Genomic DNA, 18,546 nt, shown 5'->3' on the forward strand with positions numbered 1-18,546 from the left:
CAAAACAAGGTCAATTTCTGCGTTCCAGCGATGACTTAAATCAAATAAAATTCGGAGTACTATTATGCCTCGTATCGGTATGAAATTGCCTGATGTGACATTCCGCACCCGCGTGCGCGACGACAGCATCGATGGGCCAAACCCTTTCACCTGGAAAGACATGACAACGCAGGATTACTTCGGCGGCCGCCGTGCCATCCTGTTCTCACTGCCCGGTGCATTTACACCGACATGTTCTACCTATCAGCTGCCTGGCTTTGAAACCCTGGCGGGTGAATTTGCCGAACAAGGCGTGCAAGATATCTACTGCCTCTCGGTGAACGATTCCTTTGTGATGAACAAATGGGCTGCAGATCAGGGCATCAAGACCGTCAAGGTGATCCCCGATGGATCCGCAGAATTTACGCGTAAAATCGGGATGTTGGTTCAGAAGGACAACCTTGGGTTCGGCCTGCGCAGCTGGCGCTATGCGGCTGTTGTAGATGACGGCAAAATCGTCGCCTGGTTCGAAGAGCCGGGCATCGAGGACAATTGCGCGGATGATCCTTACGGCGAAAGCAGCCCTGAGAACATCCTCAAACACATCAAAGCCAACAACCCATTTGCGGTTGCCTCCTGATCCAGGGCTATTGATCTGAATGGCCTGAGCCACGTTATCCAGCCCCGCGGTTTCGCGGGGCTGTTCTTGTTTGGGCATCCTCACTTTCGGACAATCCTGAGATGGTCTTTTGGCCATTAAGCCAATGTTAGCGACCTGCGCTTACACCCCGCTCTGCAACCCGTGATCCGAATGCAGGAGCCAAATATGAACAAGCCGCTTATCACAGCATGCCTGATGTGTACCGCCACCGCCGTGGCAGCCGCCGATCTTCAGGAAATGGGCGATATGTCCAAAGAAATGGTGGCCCGCGCCGTCACCCATTATCAGAAAGTCGGACGTGAGCAGGCCGAAAAGGATTTCAACCACAAATCCGAAGACTGGTACGCCGAAAAGTATTTTCTACATATGTTTGCCATGAACGTAGATGGCACCGTCTGGGCCGATAACGTTTGGCCAGAATTTGTCGGGACAGATTTTACCGCCGCGGCAGACTTTGACGGGTTCGAGTTTGGCCATGACATCATTGCGAACACACCGCAAAGCGGCGAAGTCTATCAGGTGCAGCTGAAATTCATGAACCCGGAAAGCGGTGATCTCACGCCATCTGTCGGCTCCTGTGTGCGGGCTGATGCGCAAAATATCTTGTGCAGTTGGGCCAACGGCTGATCTCTGCCACGAATGAAAGGCGCAAGCCGTGTTCCTGACCTCTATCAAGCAGAAAATCATCTTTGTCGCCTTGCTGTCCTTTATCGGGGCGACGGTGGTGTCCCTGTTTTCCTATCGCGGCTTGAATGACGCCACCGGCGCCATGCAATATTTGACTGATATTGCAGCGCCGCAGGAGAAAGCAAACAACGAGGCAAGCGCGGCGCTCGCGACATTGATCCAGAAGATTTACCAGTACCTTCTTTGGCTTGAAATGAACGGCCCAGCCGAAGATGCCGCGAAAATGCGCGGTCAGATTGATCAGATGATCGTCGAGTTGGATCGTTTTGCCGAGGCGGGTCTTGTCCCCGTAGAAAGCTATACCGAGTTCAAGAAGAAACTGAACGGCCTTTTGGGCATGGCAGAACGAAACCCCAGGATCGCATTTGGCGGGTTGCGCGGAGCGCTTTCTGTCTATGGTGAGATATTTGGCGTCATATCAGAGAACCTGACAAATTCGAAGACCGAGACCGAGAATGCCATCAAGCGGGCGCAAAGCTCGATCAGCAGATCCCTTTTTGTGATCCTCACCGTCGGCATTTCCACAATTGCGCTGAGCCTGCTCATTTCTATTGCGGTCAGCATCCGCCTGTCACGTGGCATTCATAAGATGGTCAATGCAATGACCGCTATTGCCGCCGATCAGGATGATGTCGAAATTCCCAATATCGGGCAAAAAGATGAATTGGGACAGATGGCGGGTGCCCTGGTCGTGTTTCGCGACGGCCAACAGGCCAAACGGGATTTGGCCATCGCACAGGCCCAACATCAAGACGCAGAAAAAGCCAAGGAGGCCGCCGCCCGAGAAGCGGAAGCGGCGCGTCTGCAAGCCTTGCAAGAACAGGCCGATCTGGAACGGCAACAAGCAGAAGACGCTTTGGAACGATCGCGCAAAACAGAAGCAATGCAAGCCGAACTCGCGAGGGTGATCGCATTGGCACAGGCGGGGGATTTCACCGGCAGAATGCAAAACGCCGCGTCAGAGGATGACGACGATGCCATCCGCGCCTCGGTAAATCAGCTTGTCGAGACGGTCGAGGTTGGTGTCAAAGAAACGTCCCGTGTTCTTGAGGCTTTGGCAAAATGCGATCTCACCCTCAAGATGGAAGGTGAGTTCCAAGGCGCATTTTCAAAACTCAAAATGAATGTGAACAAGGGGATCTCATCGCTTGGCGCTGCTCTTGGTCACATTTCGCAGAACGCGCAGATCGTTACCAACAGCTCTTCTGAGTTGTCCAATGCGGCCAAAGACCTGTCCCAGCGCACCGAAGGCGCTGCGAGCCGTCTCAGCACAGCCAATGACATGATGCGCGAAATCAACGCTGCTTCTTTGTCCGCATCCGATCATGCCAACAAAGCCACCGAATTTGCTGTCAGCGCCCAGAGCGCTGCCGAACAAAGCGGACAGGTTGTCGATAAAACAGTCACAGCGATGGCGCAGATCGCGGAATATTCAAACAAGATCAGCGTCGCAACCGATGTGATCAATGAGATCGCCTTTCAGACCAATCTGCTCGCGTTGAACGCCGGCGTTGAGGCGGCCCGTGCCGGAGAAAGTGGCAAAGGGTTCTCAGTTGTCGCAACCGAAGTGCGCTCCCTTGCTCAAAGGTCGGCGGAATCGGCCCATGAAATCGGCCAACTGATCGCCAACAGCCAACGCGGCGTAGAACAGGGCAGCAAATTGATCACTGAACTGGGCAGCGCAATGGACGAGGTGGTCGCCCGCATTTCCAAAGCCGCCGAAGCGGTGCAAGCCATTGCTGTCTCCACCGGAGATCAGGCGCATCAGATCAAGCAGATGGAAGGGACTGTTGTTGAACTGGAACAATTGACCCAGACCAACGCCGCGATGAGCGAGGAATCTTCAGCTGCGACCGCAGTTTTGCTGGAATCTGCCCAGCAGATGAAAGCACTCATTGAGAATTTCAAGTTCGAAGGCGGGGTCAATTCTTCTCAGACCGATGCCATTGTGTCTTCTGAAGCCGCAGCGGATGATCTCTGGACGGCCTCAGAGAATGCCATGCGCGCCAGCTGATTGATTTGGGTTTCCACTTGGTGGCCAGGTGGATTTCCAGATCAATCCGAACCAACGCAGATCTGGCGCAATGCTCCAAATCAACCTTTGAAATCGCTGCTGGCCGATAAACCCATCGCAGACCTGACGCCAAATTGCGTCAAAAACGGCGTTTTCCGCGAAAACACCACCGTGGAACATACCTGTTGCATTCTTTGATCAAAGATGCACAATCAAAGATAGGAACAGAGTCGAAGGGAGGAGACCTCAAATGACCCCGCATAAGATCAGCATGTTAGGCACAGGCCTGATATGTAATTTCTACACACAGGTGCTGCACGGGCAGCGAAATCCTGATCGTGTCATGAATGTTTATTCACGCACCGAGGAACGCGGTCAGGCGTTCTGTGAGCAATGGGGCATTCCGCGCCATGCCACATCCATGGAAGAAACGATCAACGATCCAGAAACGGATGTTGTCGTCGTTGGCCTGCCCAACTCAATGCATGAAGAGGCGATTCGCCTCTGCGCCGAAGCGGGCAAAGCGGTCTTGTGTACCAAACCACTGGCCCGGAATGCCGAAGAAGCCAAGCGGATGCTTGAGCTCGTCGAAAAGGCTGGTATCTTTGCTGGCTATCTCGAAGACCTTTGCTATACCCCCAAGACCCTCAAGGCGTTGGAGGCCGTTAAAAAGGGTGCGTTGGGTGACATCACCTGGGTCCGTTCCCGCGAGGCACACCCTGGTCCGCATTCCGCCTGGTTCTGGGATAAGAACCGCGCTGGCGGCGGCTGTACCATCGATATGGGCTGTCATTGCGTTGAAATCATTCGTAACTTTGTCGGTAAGGGCAACCGCCCCGTCGAAGTGATGGCATGGGCCGACACGCTGTATCACCCGATCCCGATCGAAGACAATTCCATCGGCCTTATCCGCTTTGAAAGTGGTGCTGTGGGGCAGATGGAATGTTCCTGGACATTCCGTGGCGGTATGGATCTGCGCGATGAGGTCAGCGGCACCCAAGGCATGGTGCGGTTGGATCACTTCCTGCGCACTGGCTTTGAGATGTACAGCTCAGGCGGCGCTGATGGATATGTTGCCGAAAAGGCAGAAACCGACAGCGGCTGGTTGTTCCCAGTAGGCGACGAAGCCGTGGCACTTGGATATGTCGACATGTTCACCGATCAGTTCGCCGCATTGGAAGAAGGCCGTGAGCCGCAGGAAACCTTCTATGACGGCTATGTCGTCGCCGCGGTTCTGGATGCGTTCTACAAGTCCCTGGAAACCCGTGCCTGGGCACCGGTTGAGCTGGATTGGAGATATGGCACAACGCCGCATCTGTCGCCCAACAAACAACAGCACGATGGCAAAGACATCCTCAAGACAGAACTGTTGCCAGATGGCCGCAAACGCCTGATCGTTCGCAACCCGGACACAGGTGAGACAGAAGACATCTTGATGGACGCCTGATGCGATCATCATAGAAACACAAAGCCCGGCTCTGAAAGGAGCCGGGCCTTTTTTTCATCGAGGGCTTCTGAACAAGCAGAGGCAGAGCAACGCGTCGCTCAGATGATCGGCATTTGCGCGGGAATATCAAACGGCGACAGCACCTCGTGCCCCGTTTCCGTGATCAAGAACATCTGCTCCAACCGCACGCCGCCTATATCTTCGCGATACACACCTGGTTCAACCATCAGCACCATACCGGGCTGGATCAAGGCCTGTTCCCCCGGAACAAGGCGCGGCCATTCATGCACCGAGGTGCCGATGCCATGCCCCATATGTACAGGATTGAAATACCCCGCGTCCTTGATGCGCTGGCGTATCGGCGCGTCAAATTCATGTGCCGTAATTCCCGGCCGCAGCGTATCGCGCACCATTTGGTAGCACTCATAAGCCAGGTCGTAAGCCTGCATCAGCGCGGGCGACGCCTCACCCAAGCAAGCAGTACGGCAGCTGTCGCCCCAGTAGCCCCGCGCACGTGGCGCCAGATCCGAGATGATTGGATCTCCGTGCGCCAGAGTACGGCCCGTCGCTGGCCCGCCGATTGCTGCGGTGCGCGCCACGCCACTGACGAAATCCCCCGCCACGGGCAGCCTTGTACCCTCGGCCTCTTCCATTGCAAACCGAATGTCGCGCCATGCAAACAGTTCGCTTTTCCCTTCGGTCACAGCGGCGGCAACGGCATCTTGCCCTGCGGCCGTCAGCTCTGCGCAATGGCGCAGCGCGGCAATCTCTTGGGGGGTTTTGATAGATCGGGCACGGCCCAATTCCACATCAAACCATCTGATGCGCGCCCGCCCGCCAATGGCAGCCATAACGGAAGCCGGACAGTTTGCCGCCTCGACCGCGATTGCGCCCTTAACGTTCGTCCGGTCAAGCATTTGACCCAGCCCTTCGGCATATTTTTGCGTCAGATGGCGCAGATCGGCAAAACCAAGGCTTTCATAGGTGAACACATGATCTGCATCCGAAGATCGCGCCGCGGCGGCCTCTAACTCATTGCACAAAACACTGATCTCACCTTCAGGACTGATCAGTGCTGCCGTCGGACCACCGTCAAAAGGCGACGGTCCGGTTTCAACACCGGCCACGTGCCGGGCGGCATAGGCCACGCTGTCTGGCGCAGTCAGCAACGCCCATTGCGATCGTTCCGCGCCTGCAGCGGCGATCACCTTTTGTGTGCGTTCATCCATCAATCCGCCTCCGTTTTTTGTAGAAACGATGCCACAGCATCGCGGCCCGAATGGGCGGTGAATTCCATGTGGTAGTCGCGGCTTTCTCCGGCGCCCAACATTGGCAACCGGCCTTGCTCACGCAGCGCCTCACGGGGCGTGGTGTCTACACTTGATGGCTCAAGCCCCACAACATAGGTGCCTTCCCCAAACATCCGCCAAAGCAAGAGATAAGGTAGGGTGTCCGAACGGAACCGTTCGTGAAACAGCAAGTCTTCTTGCGCATTCACCACCGATGCTTCGGCCCAGCCATCGATGGATTTCGGGTAGATCTCCATCACCTCTTCGGAAAATCCAGCTTGGGGAGGCCCAAAAACCTGCCAGCCATCCGGGTCAAACGTCCCGCGCGGCTCGGCTTTTTCATAGTCAACGATGACCCGCGCGCCCTCTTCGATTAGGGGAAAGCCAAGGTTTACATGATAAAGGGAAAGCTGCGGATTGGCAGTATGGGCGTGATTGGTCACACGGTCGTGCAAAGACATGGTGTTGCTGCCAACCACCACCTCGATGCGGCGCGTCAGGCTGAGGTTTTCGCCAAAAAGGCAGGCTTGTCGCACCTCACCTTCGGCCCATAGAATTGGCTGATCGCCGTCCCACCGCGTACCATAACCCGTCAGCTTTGCTGGAATATTGGTCAGCCGCCCATGTAGCGGATAAGTCTCCGTTGGTTTGGCCGGATAGTTCAGATGGCTGGCGTCATCCTCGGTAGGGAACATCGTGTGATCAAGCCCGCCTGTCGCCATCAAACCGCCGCCGAAGGACCGCAGCCAGCTTTCCAGCCACCGCGCTTCACCATACCATGGCGCCTGCACACCAAGCGGCGCAGTAAAATTCAGCGGGCGCCCGTCGATCCGCGCCGCGCCCAGATCAAAGGCCCGGTCCACGATCACCTCAAACTCAAGCCCGCCGCCAGAACGGAACTCAAGCATCCGTACCCCGCGCCCGGCGCCATCAGACAATTCGACCAACCGCACCCCCGCGACCTGATCTAAACTGCCGACACGGCGCATCAGGTCTTTGCGGTTTAGCGTGTTGCCGAAAATCTGCATCAGATCATCGCTCCGCCGCCATCAACAATCAGGGTCTGGCCGGTGACAAATCCTGATCCTTCATCTGCAAAATAGGCCACCGCACGGGAGATGTCCCCAGGTGTTCCGCGCACTTTCATGGATTGGAAATCAAGGATTTTCTTGTTGAATTCATCTTGATCGGGATGATGTTCTTCGGCTTTGGTCGGGATAGCGCCGGGTGCAACCGCGTTGACGGTCACGCCTTCTTTGCCGATTTCTCGGGCCAATGTTCGGGTCAGACCGATGATACCGCCCTTGGAACTGACATAGCTCATCAACCCCTCCCAACCGATAAAGAGTGTGTTCGAAACAATGTTCACAACCCGGCCAGTGCCGCTTTTCTTAAGGTAGGGGAAACATGCCTTTGCGGTCAGGAAACAGCCACGCTGATTGACCGAAATGATATGGTCAAATTCTTCAGCACTGATCTCAAGCCAGGGGCGCAGCTTGTAAGTCGCGGCGTTATTGACCAACACATCTATCCCGCCAAAGGCCTGCGCGACAGTCTCGGCCATGGCTTCGATCTGGGCCGGAATAGCAAGGTCACATTCCACTGCAATTGCATCATGTCCCGCATCTGTCAGCTCTTTGGCCAACGCATGGAGGCGCTCCGAGGAACGCCCGACGCAAGCCACCGCATGGCCGCTTTGGCAAAAGTGATGAGCCATGTCTGCGCCAAGGCCTCCGGCGGCCCCTGTGATGATGACGACACGTTTGCTCATGTACGGTCCTTTCCAAATTCGTATGTGCGTGTGGGAAGATCAGATGTTGGGCGCGGTGCGCCATAGGCGAGGTAACCACCGTCAACCGGCAGAACCTGACCGGTGATATAACGGCCTTCGCGGCTCGATAGAAAAAGCGCGGCATTGGCGATATCTTCGCAAGCGGCCAGTTCGCGCATCGGAATACGATCGATCAATTGGGGTAGGTCCAGGAGGCCTTCGTCGATGGCCGATTGCACCATCGGGGTCAAAACGTAGCCCGGCTCTATCGCGTTGACACGCACGCCACGTGAGGCCCATTCCACCGCCATGGCACGGGTCATTCCGACGATCCCGGTCTTGGTCGCGCAATAGGGCGTACGCCCCGGCATGCCGCGTTCGGCATTCACGCTGGCGAGGTTGACGATCGATCCGTGGCCTGCCGCAAACATGCCCGGCACCACGGCTTGGATGCAGTCAAACACGCCTGTTAAATTGACCGCGATGCTTTCGTCCCAAAGAGCGCGGTCCAGGTCCTCTGTGGCGCCAATGCGTTGGATGCCTGCGTTGTTCACGAGAATCGTTGGCGCACCAAGATCTGCGGTGATTGCCGCGACTGTTTCAAACACTGCGCCGCGATCTGAGGTGTTCAGCTGCCATGATCCGGCCTCGGCTCCGATAGCATGCGCAACCTCGTCGGCCCCGTCCTTGACGATATCCGTCACGGCCACTTTTGCCCCATGTGCCGCCATCACTTCGGCGCAGGCACGGCCAATGCCTTGCGCAGCGCCAGTGATCAAGGCGACCTGTCCATCAAGCCTCATGCCGGCACCCCTTCTAGTTCAGTGATCTGCGCATCCAACTCATCGGCAGCGGCCTGCCAGATCTCTTCGGTGGTGCGCACATAGTGAACGCGGGCAAATTGATCGAAGGTTTTGACACCTTTGCCGGGTATCGTTTTGCAGATCAACGCAACCGGTCCAACGGCGGTTTCTGCGTCGCGAAAGGCGGTGCGGAGCGCGGTGAGATCATGGCCGTCCACGTCGATTGCTTTGATGCCAAACGCCTCAAATTTGGGCGCAAGCGGGCCGATGTCCAAGACCTCAGCAGTGGCGCCATCGGCCTGTTCGCCATTGTCATTGATCACAAAAACCAAATTAGACAGGCTGCGGGCTGCCGCAAACATAAAGCCTTCCCAAGCGGCGCCTTCTTGCAGCTCACCATCAGAGACTTCACAAATGACCCGCGCGTTGCTGCCCTGCATCCGAAGACCCAGCGCCAAACCAGCGGCCTGACTTGGCCCCTGCCCCAATGACCCGCCCGTCATCTCAAACCCCTTGAGATCATCCAATGGGCTTTCTTCAATTTCGGTCCCGTCAAAGCCGTAGGTCATCAGCTCTTCTTGTTCATATTCACCAACGGACCAAAGCGCGGCATAAAGCGCGATGGCGGCATGGCCTGTCGACAACAGAAAACGATCTTGTGGGCGCTTGATGTCGTGAAACACCACCGTCATTATATCGGCCAGCTCAAGCCCTTGTCCGGCATAGCCCTGTTTGGGTTGACGGCACATTTCGATCACCATCCGGCGGATCCGCGCGGCAGTCAGCGCAAGCTCTGCTGTTGAGGGCGCATTGGGTTTCATGATGCCTCCAGTTGTTTTTGCGCAAACGCGGCAGCTAGGTCTGTGCAGCCAAGGCCAAGCTTGCTACGAGAAAATTCGGGTGTTCCGTATTCGCCCCAACGGTCGTTGATCCCTTTGATCTGGACGGGCACACCAATACCGCGTGTCGCCAGGGCTGCACTGACGCTGGCACCAAGGCCGCCATGTACCAGATGGTTTTCCACCGTGATCACCCGTGCATTACGGGCGCAAAACGCAGCCACTTGCGCATCGGGAAAGGGTTTCAGCGTCGGCACATGCAAATGCGACACCCCGCCCTGATCGGCTAGCGTTTCAATCGCTTCCACGGCCCAGCGGGTTGCGGCGCCAGTGGTCACAACCGCCAGATCGCCGCTGCCCTCGCGCAATTCCCGTGCTGGCCCGATTTCAAATCCGGTGCCAGTGTCGAATAGCTGTTCGGCGCGGCCACGGCTGCAACGGATATAAATCACGCCCTCGTGGTCAGCGGCGGCAACGACTGCGGCCTGTAACTCGGTGGCATCGGCAGGGTCAATCACTGTCAAACCCGGCAGGGAGCGGATCAACGCCAGATCGTCGATAGCCTGATGCGTACCGCGGAAACGGCTGTCCAAACCGGGCAAAAATCCAGCGATGATCGCGTGGCACGGCTGGGTCGCAAGGCTCATCGCGATCTGGTCATAGGCGCGACGTGTTGCAAAAACGCCAAAGGTCACCGCGACAGGCAAAAGACCAGACTTGGCCAAACCGGCAGTCACACCCATGAGGTTTTGCTCGGCCATGCCGACCTGTACAAACCGATCGGGGTGCGCCCTGGCAAAAGGCAGAACGTCGGTCCATTTGGACAAATCCGCTGTCACCACAACCAGATCATCGCGGGATTGCGCCAGATCTTCCAATGCGGCGGCAAAGGGGGCCTCGACCACGGCCTTGCCGAGGTTCTTGTCTTCTGGATCAAGCATTGTCGCCCGCCATTTTGCCTTTGGGCGGGCCTGCCCAATAGGTGGACCGCATCGTGTGTTTGACGCCCGGAACATTGACCGCAAAGATGTCGAAACTTTCTGTTTTGTCTGCTGGTGTGCGATAAGTGTGCGGTGTGCCTGCGGGGATCCAGAAAATATCGTGCTTTTTGGCCTCGTATTCGACACCGTCAATAATCACGATGCCTTCGCCGTTAATGATGAGATAAATCTCATCGCCATAGCCGTGGGTATGTGGCGGAAATTCCCCGCCCGGCTCGCCGCGCAGCATGACAAAGTCCATCATCCGTTCTGGCCACAACATCAAGTTGATCGGCAGATTGCAGGGGTTTTGCGGGAAATCCGCAGAGACCCGCGGATCGTACAGATTGCCTTTCAACGGTTCATCCTTGCGCATCTCTTCGAGGCGGTCCCAGAAATCATAGGCCTGCTGTGCGCCCGGCCCGGTCAAATTGTCAAACCCGTTACCATCGTAAAACCCGCGGTCTTTTCCGTCTTTGTCGTTGCTCATGAGTGATGTCTCCTATTCGCCGTCCAATGCGCCGTCTTCGGGCAGACCCACCGCCCGTCGTCCGTATTTGTGTTTGATTGAAAAATCGCGGCCCGCGTAATCCACCGCACCGCCTTGCGCGAGCCAAGCGATCGCCTTGGCAACCCATTGCGGCGGGATATGGGCCTCCCACGGGGTTTGGCTGACGGGATTGAGGCCCGATTGCGCGATGGATTTTTGCATGCCTGTCGCGACTGTGCCGGGGCTGAGTCCTACAGCTGTCACGCCCTTATCGCCCCATTCGGCCATCACACTGCGGGTCAGGGACAGCACTGCGGCTTTGGAAGCGCAGTAATGCGACCAACCTTCCAATGCTTTGACCGCCGCGATGGAGCTGATGTTGATCACTGTCCCGCCACCGCTTTGCCCCATCAGGGGCAGGCCTTCGCGCAGCATGTGGTAGACGCCCAACACGTTCACATTCATGACTTGCGCCCATGCTTGTGGATCGCTGTCTTCGAGGCGGGCAATCGGGTCAATCAACCCGGCATTGTTCACCAGAATGTTCAAGCCGCCAAACCGGTCCTTGCAGGCCGCAATGGCATTGGCCACGTCGGTGGGATTGGCCACGTCGCAGGTCAATGCCTCTGCAGCGCCGCCGTGGTCTTTGATGTCATCTGCCAGCGCGCCGATCTCATCTCCGGATCGGGCCAGCAAGATCACATTTGCCCCCAAATCCGAGAGGTGCAGCGCGGTCTCGGCCCCGATCCCCCGCGATGCCCCGGTGATGATGGCAGTTTTGCCCTCGAATTTCATTTTGTGTCTCCCATGCGCTCATTGTTGGCGTCAAAGCGCATCAATGCACTTGGGGTGTATTCAATGGCTATTCCTGCGCCGACCTCAATCGTTGGCTGGCCGCGCAGCATCAACCGTATCGGTGTGCCACCTTCGGGTGGGTCCAGCGTCACGATTGTCGCCCCGCCCAAAGGCTCCACCATTGAGACCGTTGATCTTAGACCGCTGTCGACACCAATCAGCCGGCCGTCTTCAGGACGCAGGCCGACCCGCTCAACCCCGTCCAGATCTACTCCATTGAGATCAAGTGCGCCGTTCTTGGTAACACCGCTGATGGCATCCACATCGAACAGGTTGATCGCAGGCGCACCGAGCATAGAAGCAACATAGGTATTAGCAGGCGCATCGTAGATTTCTATCGGAGTGCCAATTTGTTGCACCTGCCCATCGCGCAGGATCGCCATACGGTCGGCGATCGACATCGCCTCTTCCTGATCGTGCGTTACATAGATCAGGGTATGTCCGACCTCGCGTTGAATGCGTTTCAGCTCGATCCGGGTCTCTTCACGCAGACGTGCATCCAAGGCCGAGATCGGATCGTCCATCAGATAGGCCACTGGATCGCGAACCAGCGCACGGGCAATCGCGACCCGCTGTCGTTCGCCCCCCGACAATTGCGCCGGATGTTTGTGCAGGATGTGCGACATATGCAGTTTTTCCGCCACATCGCCCAGCTTGGCCTCGATCTCCGCAGGAGCGGTTTTGCGTTCGACCAGCGGGAAGATCACATTCTCCCGTGCAGTCATATGCGGAAACAAGGCGAGGTTCTGGAACACCATTGCGATGTTTCGTTCTGCCGGCCCGATGTGGGTTACCGGTTTGCCGTCGATCAACACCTCACCACTGTCCGGGGTGTCCAGGCCCAGAATAATCCGAAGGATGGTTGATTTGCCTGACAGAGGCGGCCCAAAGAAGCAGAAGAATTCGTTATCCTCAATATCAAAGGACACATCGTTCAACGCCATGGTGTCGCCAAAGCGTTTGGTTACATTGCGAAAGGAAATACTAGCCATTATGCCACCTGCAGGCTTTCGCCGCTTTGCGCTGCGAAAAGACGGATTGCATTGTCCTGGGGGGCAATGCGGGTTTGATCCCCGACGTTCACAGCAACCTTGTTATCAAAAACCGCCTTTACCGATGCGGCACCCTTGCCCATGTGGACAATTGTCCGCGCGCCGATCCGTTCGACAAAGGTCACAGAGAGGGAGACACCCGCATCATCAAACTGCACGGCCTCGGGGCGGAAGCCGCAGACCACATCGCGGCTTTTTGCGGCGCGACCGGCCTGTGCATCACTACCTTTGAGCGCGATGCTGCCGCCCAGCTCAAGATCGACAAACATGTCACCGCCCCGATCCGCCAAGGCGCCCGGCAGCAAGTTCATCCCCGGCGAGCCCAAAAACTGCGCGACAAACAGATTGCGAGGGTTGTTGTAGACATCAATCGGCGTGCCGACTTGTTGCAGGACGCCGTGGTCCATAACCGCAATCCGGTCCGCCATTGTCATGGCCTCAAGCTGATCATGAGTTACGTAAACCATGGTCTGTTTGAATTTGCGCTGCAGCTGCTTGAGCTCTTGACGCATCACCGCGCGGAACGCCGCGTCGACGTTGGACAAGGGTTCATCCAACAAGAATATTGACGGCTCCAGAATAGCGGAACGACCGATGGCCAGACGCTGCAAGATGTTCACTGACAGTCCCGCAGACGGTCTATGCAGGATCGCGGTCAGCTCCAGAAACTCCGCGATCTCCTGAACTTTGCGATCCAGTTCAGCCTTGGGGGTGCCGTTCATCCGCAGCCCATAAGCGAGGTTTTCATAGACCGACATATGGGTGAAGATCGCGTAGTTCTGGAATACAAATCCAACGCCGCGCTTTTGCATCGGCACATGGGTGATGTCCCGTTCGCCAAATTTGACCGTACCGTGGGTCGGGGTTTCCATCCCCGCGATGATATTCATCGTGGTGGATTTACCGCAACCCGATGGCCCGAGCAGCGCGAGAAACTCACCATCGCGCACTTCCAGGTTCATGGTTTGGATCGCAGTGAAATCTCCGAATTTCTTGACGATATTATCAAGGTGGATGCTGGTCATTTGCCTGCCTCCTTGGATTTGGGAAGGAAATACATCGCAGCAACAGCGAGGATCGACAGGGCAATCAGGATCACCAGACCTGCAGCCGCAACATAGCTCCAGGCCAGTTCCAGCGTCATGATCTTATAAAAGAACACCGAAATCGTTTCCGTCGCTGTGCCCGGACCGCCAGCTGTCATGATGAACAGCGTGTCAAAAATCTTGAAAACCTCGATCACGCGGATCGCCAGCGCAATCACGATAATGACTTTGATCTTGGGCAACACAATGGTGCGGAACCGCTGCCACGGGGATGCGCCCAGAAGGGTCGCCGCCGTCAGTTGTTCGCGCGGCACGCCCAAAAGCCCTGCCAAAAGGATCAAGAACATCAGCGGCGTCCACTGCCAGATGTCTGCAATCATAACCGCAAAGATCGCAAGGTCAGGGTCTGTCAGCCAGCGGATACTCACATCAAGCCCGGTCAGCGCAGAGAGCAAACCATTGATTGGACCATCCGATTGGAACAGCAAAAAGAACATATATCCGGCAACCGCAGGTACGATCATCATCGGCACCAGCAGCGTGGAATAGAGCACCTTCTTGCCGCGGAAATCTTGCATGAACAGGGTGGCGAGACCCAGCCCCAACAAGAATTCAACCGGCACTGCGATACCGATCACGATCATTGTGCGCCACAGGGCACCCCAAAATCGCGGATCTGCAAAGAGGTCTGAGTAGTTCCAAAAACCGATCCACAATTCATGCGCCCGGGTCCAAGATCGTCCGGCCAGCGGAGTCCAGTCGGAGAAGCTGAGGTAGAGCTGCATCAGCAGCGGGAAAACCGCGACAAAGAGGATCAGAAGCTGTGCCGGCAGGGTCAACCAAAGCCCAAGCCGGGATTTTGGTGCGTCTTTCGCAGCGTTCGAGGTTTGGGGCGAGGAATGTGTCATTGCTTCAACGCTCCGAATGTTAGGCCACGCACGAGGTGTTTTTGAATCAAGATGCCCATAATCACAGGCGGCACAGCTGCAATCAGACCCAGCGCCGCCTTGGCACCGTAAAGCTGTCCGGTCATCGAAGAGGAAAGTGACGCCATGTACACGGGGATCGTGACCCAATCGCGCGTCGTGAGCATCAATGCGATCAGGTAGTCGGACCAGTTCAGGATAAAGACCAGCAACGCGGATGAGGCCAGCGGGCCGCGCATCATTGGCAGGGTCACGCGGGTAAGGACACGAAAGCGCGAACACCCTTCGACCAATGCAGCCTCTTCGATCTCAATCGGCATATCGTCAAAATAGGTTTTCATGAGCCAGAAGGCGAAGGGCAGTGTGACGATGCCGTAGACCAGGCTCAGCCCGTACCACGTGTCGGTAAGTCCTAAGAACGTCCACATCACCATCACCGGGATCATGACCGCGAGGGGGGGGAACAGCCGGAGCTGAATCAATGCCAGCGGCAGGTTCTTACCTGACCCGTAACGCGATACGCCATAGGCCGCGCTCGATCCGACAACCATCGCGATCAAGGTGCCGATTGTCGCTGCCAACAGGGAGGCCAAAATGGGGCGCCCCGCGGTGCGCTCCAATGTCGACAACAACTCGCTTGAGCTTGCGCCGAAGATATAGCGGAAGTTGTCCAGCGTCGGGTCTTTGGGCCACCATGTCAGGTTGTCGCCACTGGCAGACCATTCGGGAATAGGTTTGAACGCCATCGACATCATCCACAAAACCGGAATGAGCGTGAAGACCAATGCCAGCCCGATGGCAAAAAATCGAAATACGCGGAAGGACAGTGACAACTGCATGCAAAAAGCCCTTTGAGACAGGATCAAAGCACAGGCCAGCCCGCAAAGGCCGGCCTGTAGGATTGTGTTTGTGGATCAGGTAACCGGATCAGTGATCGTCGGCCAAGCCTCGTTGTTAAAGCGGATTGCTTCGAGCAACTTGTCTTCGCCCACGCGGCGGGTGATGCGTTTCCACTGGCGCTCGGTGTCCGCCATTGCCTGCTCGGCGGTTTTTTCACCGGTGAGGGCCGCAACGAGGTTTTCGTCCAGGGCGTTGTGGAATGCTGTCGCGCCAGGATAGTTAATCGACGGCACTGCACGTTGGATCGACTTGCGGATCGTGTCCACATGGTAGTCGTGATAGGTCCGCTGCACCAACGGATCATCCAGATGCGCGTTCTGCCATGGGTCGAAGTAACCCGCAGGGTTTGCCACCATCCAAGATGAGATTTGCGGCCCGCCCAGCCACTGCAGGAACAGATAGCAGGCTTCGGGATTGTCCGCTTGATTGGATACGGATGCGGCCAGCGAGAACCACAAAAGGGAACGGCTGATCAGGTCGCCATCGACTTCGCGGCCTGGCGGCGTCCAAGATCCCAGCTTCCCGACAACCTTGGACCCTTCATTTGCCGGATTGTCGAGGAACTTGGGCATATTCGACCATGCGCACGTCATTGCTGAGGTGCCGTTCGCCATAGACCCGTATTGCTCTGGCCAACTCCAAGAGATCGCATCCGGGGCATGGTGCGCAAGGCTATCGACATATTCTTGCGTGGCCCGTGCGCCAGCTTCGGAGTTGATCAGCATGCTGCCATCGTCGGCAAACAGGAACTGGTTTGGATTGCCCATCGTGGTGTAGCGGCCGTACCAGTTGATATAGCCCCAACCCTGATTGCGCAGATCGGTGCAGCCGTGAATCTCACCATTTGTGTGTTTGGTGAAGAACAGCGCCGTTTCATCAAGTTCGGCATAGGTGGAAGGCAAGGTCAGCTCGCGGCCTGTCGCGGCCTTGTGGGCCTGGCGCATCGCGTCATCCTCAAACAGATCTTTGCGATAGATCCATGTGAGGAAGTCACCATCGAGCGAGATACCATAGTAACTGCCCCTATATTTGTTGAGCAAGCTAACGCCTTGCTCACCGCCGACATAGCCGTTTTCAGCAGCCCATTCCGGCTGATGCTTTTCGACAAACTCGTCAAGGTTTGCGACGCCGCCGGTTTCGACGATGTCGCCGAGACGGTTAAAGTCAGTGGTGTAGATGTCATATTCACCGGCGTTGGTTGAGATATCTTGCACCGCCTTGGTAAATTCCTGCCCGGACGGAACCCCGATGATGTCCAGCGTGATACCGCTTTCAGCTTCGAACAGTTCTTTGATGGATGGTGCGCCCTCGGGGAAAGCTTGGGTCAACTGGCCAATGGATCCTTCTGACAGCGCCAGACGAATGCGGGTCGGTGCTGAGTTGGTGCCGGCCATTGCGCGCAACGCCTCCATTGCGCGGCCTTCAGGTGTGTCTGCCCCGTACTGATAGGCTTCGGCGCCCTCGAAGCCTGTTGGCCCACCGATCTTGCCGTTTGCCAAAGCCTCTTGAGCGATGCCACGGCGCGGCATGATCAACGGCGATGCTAACGCAGCCGAAGTTCCGTAAAGCAGGCCCTTGGTGAACCGGCGGCGGGTCATTCCGTTCTTAAGTGTCATTCTGGTGTCCTCCCGTTTGATGACCTGTGCGCCGCGCATTCCTCCCGCGCACCGCTTGTCATGGAGCGACGCTAACCCACATAAACTGATCACGTCAATAAAATCTTTGATCAAAGATATATAATCGGATTAAATGGGCCTAGCATGACAGCCCAATCACGGCGGTCCGTAATAACAAGGAGTGTGAAAACAATGACAAAAGCTGAGCGAACGGGCACAGAATCACCTGCATCCCCCAAGATCGCAGGACAGGACAAGCGCCGCCCCGTGATCGTGACGGCCGCCCTCACCGGGGCGATTCACACCCCGTCGATGTCGCCGTATCTGCCCGTGACTCCGGAAGAGATTGTCGCTGAGGGTATCCGCGCCGCGCAGGCCGGAGCGGCAGTGCTTCATGTGCATGCCCGCGACCCAGAGACCGGAAAGCCGGATCAAAGCGTGGCCGCTTTTGCCGATATCCTACCAAAGCTGAAGGCACAGACCGATTGCGTGATCAACGTAACCACGGGCGGCTCGCCATTCATGCCTGTGGAAGAACGGGTGCAGCCGGTAGCGCATTATGGCCCGGAACTGGCTTCTCTCAATATGGGATCCATGAACTTTGGTCTGTTTGGGATGCTGGACCGCTACGACACATTCGAACATGCCTGGGAACGCGAGCATCTCGAAAATTCTCGCGATCTGGCTTTCCGTAACACTTTCAAGGAGATCGAATATATTCTCACAACTTGCGGTGCGCGCGGCACGCGGTTTGAATTTGAATGCTACGACATCAGCCATCTTTATACGCTCAAGCACTTCCTTGACCGTGGACTGGTGACGGGGCCGCTTTTTGTACAATCCGTCTTTGGCTTGCTTGGGGGCATCGGCAACCATGCAGAGGATGTGATGATGATGCGCCGCACAGCGGACCGCTTGTTTGGCGATCAATATGTCTGGTCGGTGCTTGGCGCGGGCGCAGCGCAACAAAGGATTGCAGCCAGCTCTGTTGCCATGGGCGGCAATCTGAGGGTTGGCCTCGAAGATTCTCTCTGGAAGGCACCGGGCAAGCTGGCGACATCCAGCGCCGAACAAATTGAATTGGCCAAAGGCACTTTGGCTGCACAGGGTTGCCGCGTGGCGAATCCTGCGGAAGCTCGCGAAATGCTGGCCCTGAAAGGCAAAGATCAGGTCAATTTTTAATCAAGGCGA

18 protein-coding genes are annotated in these 18,546 nt (G+C 56.6%); 5 read left to right on the forward strand and 13 right to left on the reverse strand.

All coding sequences use genetic code 11. The features are described 5' to 3' along the window. Positions 1-79: 79 nt before the first annotated feature. The 4 genes from K3754_RS15915 to K3754_RS15930 all read left to right on the forward strand — a co-directional run bounded on the left by K3754_RS15915 (position 80) and on the right by K3754_RS15930 (position 4,788). On the forward strand, positions 80-619 hold the full coding sequence (locus K3754_RS15915; protein ID WP_238937784.1) for a peroxiredoxin: 540 nt from the start codon (positions 80-82) through the stop codon (positions 617-619). A 186-nt stretch (positions 620-805) separates the two neighbouring features. Beyond that, positions 806-1,267 (forward strand): hypothetical protein, encoded by a 462-nt coding sequence (locus K3754_RS15920; RefSeq protein ID WP_203210165.1) that lies wholly within the window; start codon positions 806-808, stop codon positions 1,265-1,267. Between the two features lie 28 nt (positions 1,268-1,295). Further along, the gene (locus K3754_RS15925; RefSeq protein WP_259938519.1) at positions 1,296-3,341 is read left to right on the forward strand and encodes a methyl-accepting chemotaxis protein; all 2,046 of its coding nucleotides are present in this window, start codon (positions 1,296-1,298) and stop codon (positions 3,339-3,341) included. Positions 3,342-3,591: 250 nt separating this feature from the next. Beyond that, on the forward strand, positions 3,592-4,788 hold the full coding sequence (locus K3754_RS15930; protein WP_203210163.1) for a Gfo/Idh/MocA family protein: 1,197 nt from the start codon (positions 3,592-3,594) through the stop codon (positions 4,786-4,788). A gap of 98 nt (positions 4,789-4,886) precedes the next feature. Here the strand turns inward: K3754_RS15930 and K3754_RS15935 are convergent, their stop codons facing one another. The 13 genes from K3754_RS15935 to K3754_RS15995 form a co-directional block, all read right to left on the reverse strand. Next, complete coding sequence (locus K3754_RS15935; RefSeq protein WP_203210162.1) at positions 4,887-6,017, reverse strand: Xaa-Pro peptidase family protein; 1,131 nt, start codon at positions 6,015-6,017, stop codon at positions 4,887-4,889. Continuing rightward, positions 6,017-7,105, reverse strand: a complete 1,089-nt coding sequence (locus K3754_RS15940; protein WP_259938520.1) for an aldose 1-epimerase family protein — start codon at positions 7,103-7,105, stop codon at positions 6,017-6,019. The genes K3754_RS15935 and K3754_RS15940 overlap by 1 nt, the downstream gene beginning before the upstream one ends. Further along, a complete protein-coding gene (locus K3754_RS15945; RefSeq protein WP_203210160.1) occupies positions 7,105-7,848 on the reverse strand; it encodes an SDR family NAD(P)-dependent oxidoreductase in 744 nt (247 codons plus the stop codon). The genes K3754_RS15940 and K3754_RS15945 overlap by 1 nt, the downstream gene beginning before the upstream one ends. After that, positions 7,845-8,651 (reverse strand): SDR family NAD(P)-dependent oxidoreductase, encoded by an 807-nt coding sequence (locus K3754_RS15950; RefSeq protein ID WP_259938521.1) that lies wholly within the window; start codon positions 8,649-8,651, stop codon positions 7,845-7,847. Before K3754_RS15950 ends, K3754_RS15945 begins: the two co-directional genes overlap by 4 nt. Continuing rightward, positions 8,648-9,472 carry a transketolase gene (locus tag K3754_RS15955; RefSeq protein WP_259938522.1) on the reverse strand — a complete coding sequence of 275 codons (825 nt, stop codon included), beginning with the start codon at positions 9,470-9,472 and terminating at the stop codon, positions 8,648-8,650. Before K3754_RS15955 ends, K3754_RS15950 begins: the two co-directional genes overlap by 4 nt. Next, positions 9,469-10,431: a transketolase family protein gene (locus K3754_RS15960; RefSeq protein WP_259938523.1), complete on the reverse strand. Its 963-nt coding sequence runs from the start codon at positions 10,429-10,431 to the stop codon at positions 9,469-9,471. Before K3754_RS15960 ends, K3754_RS15955 begins: the two co-directional genes overlap by 4 nt. Continuing rightward, on the reverse strand, positions 10,424-10,960 hold the full coding sequence (locus K3754_RS15965) for a cupin domain-containing protein (RefSeq protein ID WP_259938524.1): 537 nt from the start codon (positions 10,958-10,960) through the stop codon (positions 10,424-10,426). Before K3754_RS15965 ends, K3754_RS15960 begins: the two co-directional genes overlap by 8 nt. Before the next feature lie 12 nt (positions 10,961-10,972). Further along, positions 10,973-11,755, reverse strand: coding sequence for an SDR family oxidoreductase (locus K3754_RS15970; RefSeq protein ID WP_259938526.1), 783 nt, complete (start codon positions 11,753-11,755; stop codon positions 10,973-10,975). After that, positions 11,752-12,807: an ABC transporter ATP-binding protein gene (locus tag K3754_RS15975; RefSeq protein WP_203210154.1), complete on the reverse strand. Its 1,056-nt coding sequence runs from the start codon at positions 12,805-12,807 to the stop codon at positions 11,752-11,754. Before K3754_RS15975 ends, K3754_RS15970 begins: the two co-directional genes overlap by 4 nt. Then, complete coding sequence (locus K3754_RS15980) at positions 12,807-13,892, reverse strand: ABC transporter ATP-binding protein (RefSeq protein ID WP_259938528.1); 1,086 nt, start codon at positions 13,890-13,892, stop codon at positions 12,807-12,809. Before K3754_RS15980 ends, K3754_RS15975 begins: the two co-directional genes overlap by 1 nt. Beyond that, entirely contained in the window at positions 13,889-14,821 is a 933-nt protein-coding gene (locus tag K3754_RS15985) for a carbohydrate ABC transporter permease (RefSeq protein ID WP_203210152.1), read from the reverse strand. The genes K3754_RS15980 and K3754_RS15985 overlap by 4 nt, the downstream gene beginning before the upstream one ends. Beyond that, entirely contained in the window at positions 14,818-15,678 is an 861-nt protein-coding gene (locus tag K3754_RS15990; protein ID WP_203210151.1) for a carbohydrate ABC transporter permease, read from the reverse strand. The genes K3754_RS15985 and K3754_RS15990 overlap by 4 nt, the downstream gene beginning before the upstream one ends. Positions 15,679-15,753: 75 nt before the next feature. After that, complete coding sequence (locus K3754_RS15995; RefSeq protein ID WP_203210150.1) at positions 15,754-17,355, reverse strand: extracellular solute-binding protein; 1,602 nt, start codon at positions 17,353-17,355, stop codon at positions 15,754-15,756. A gap of 192 nt (positions 17,356-17,547) precedes the next feature. On the opposite strand from K3754_RS15995, the gene K3754_RS16000 reads away from it, so the two are divergent. After that, positions 17,548-18,537 (forward strand): 3-keto-5-aminohexanoate cleavage protein, encoded by a 990-nt coding sequence (locus tag K3754_RS16000; protein ID WP_259938533.1) that lies wholly within the window; start codon positions 17,548-17,550, stop codon positions 18,535-18,537. The last annotated feature ends 9 nt before the right edge of the window (positions 18,538-18,546 follow it).

The sequence above is a fragment of the Sulfitobacter sp. M368 genome (assembly GCF_025141875.1).
In the GTDB taxonomy this organism is placed as follows: domain Bacteria; phylum Pseudomonadota; class Alphaproteobacteria; order Rhodobacterales; family Rhodobacteraceae; genus Sulfitobacter; species Sulfitobacter mediterraneus_A.

Bases quoted from the DNA above. Each gene is read 5' to 3' on its own strand.
- K3754_RS15930 (WP_203210163.1), top strand. From the start codon at position 3,592: ATGACCCCGCATAAGATCAGCATGTTAGGCACAGGCCTGATATGTAAT.
- K3754_RS15990 (WP_203210151.1), bottom strand. From the start codon at position 15,678: ATGCAGTTGTCACTGTCCTTCCGCGTATTTCGATTTTTTGCCATCGGG.
- K3754_RS15950 (WP_259938521.1), bottom strand. From the start codon at position 8,651: ATGAGGCTTGATGGACAGGTCGCCTTGATCACTGGCGCTGCGCAAGGC.
- K3754_RS15955 (WP_259938522.1), bottom strand. From the start codon at position 9,472: ATGAAACCCAATGCGCCCTCAACAGCAGAGCTTGCGCTGACTGCCGCG.
- K3754_RS16000 (WP_259938533.1), top strand. From the start codon at position 17,548: ATGACAAAAGCTGAGCGAACGGGCACAGAATCACCTGCATCCCCCAAG.
- K3754_RS15985 (WP_203210152.1), bottom strand. From the start codon at position 14,821: ATGACACATTCCTCGCCCCAAACCTCGAACGCTGCGAAAGACGCACCA.
- K3754_RS15970 (WP_259938526.1), bottom strand. From the start codon at position 11,755: ATGAAATTCGAGGGCAAAACTGCCATCATCACCGGGGCATCGCGGGGG.
- K3754_RS15945 (WP_203210160.1), bottom strand. From the start codon at position 7,848: ATGAGCAAACGTGTCGTCATCATCACAGGGGCCGCCGGAGGCCTTGGC.
- K3754_RS15995 (WP_203210150.1), bottom strand. From the start codon at position 17,355: ATGACACTTAAGAACGGAATGACCCGCCGCCGGTTCACCAAGGGCCTG.
- K3754_RS15960 (WP_259938523.1), bottom strand. From the start codon at position 10,431: ATGCTTGATCCAGAAGACAAGAACCTCGGCAAGGCCGTGGTCGAGGCC.
- K3754_RS15940 (WP_259938520.1), bottom strand. From the start codon at position 7,105: ATGCAGATTTTCGGCAACACGCTAAACCGCAAAGACCTGATGCGCCGT.
- K3754_RS15920 (WP_203210165.1), top strand. From the start codon at position 806: ATGAACAAGCCGCTTATCACAGCATGCCTGATGTGTACCGCCACCGCC.
- K3754_RS15980 (WP_259938528.1), bottom strand. From the start codon at position 13,892: ATGACCAGCATCCACCTTGATAATATCGTCAAGAAATTCGGAGATTTC.
- K3754_RS15915 (WP_238937784.1), top strand. From the start codon at position 80: ATGAAATTGCCTGATGTGACATTCCGCACCCGCGTGCGCGACGACAGC.
- K3754_RS15965 (WP_259938524.1), bottom strand. From the start codon at position 10,960: ATGAGCAACGACAAAGACGGAAAAGACCGCGGGTTTTACGATGGTAAC.
- K3754_RS15935 (WP_203210162.1), bottom strand. From the start codon at position 6,017: ATGGATGAACGCACACAAAAGGTGATCGCCGCTGCAGGCGCGGAACGA.
- K3754_RS15975 (WP_203210154.1), bottom strand. From the start codon at position 12,807: ATGGCTAGTATTTCCTTTCGCAATGTAACCAAACGCTTTGGCGACACC.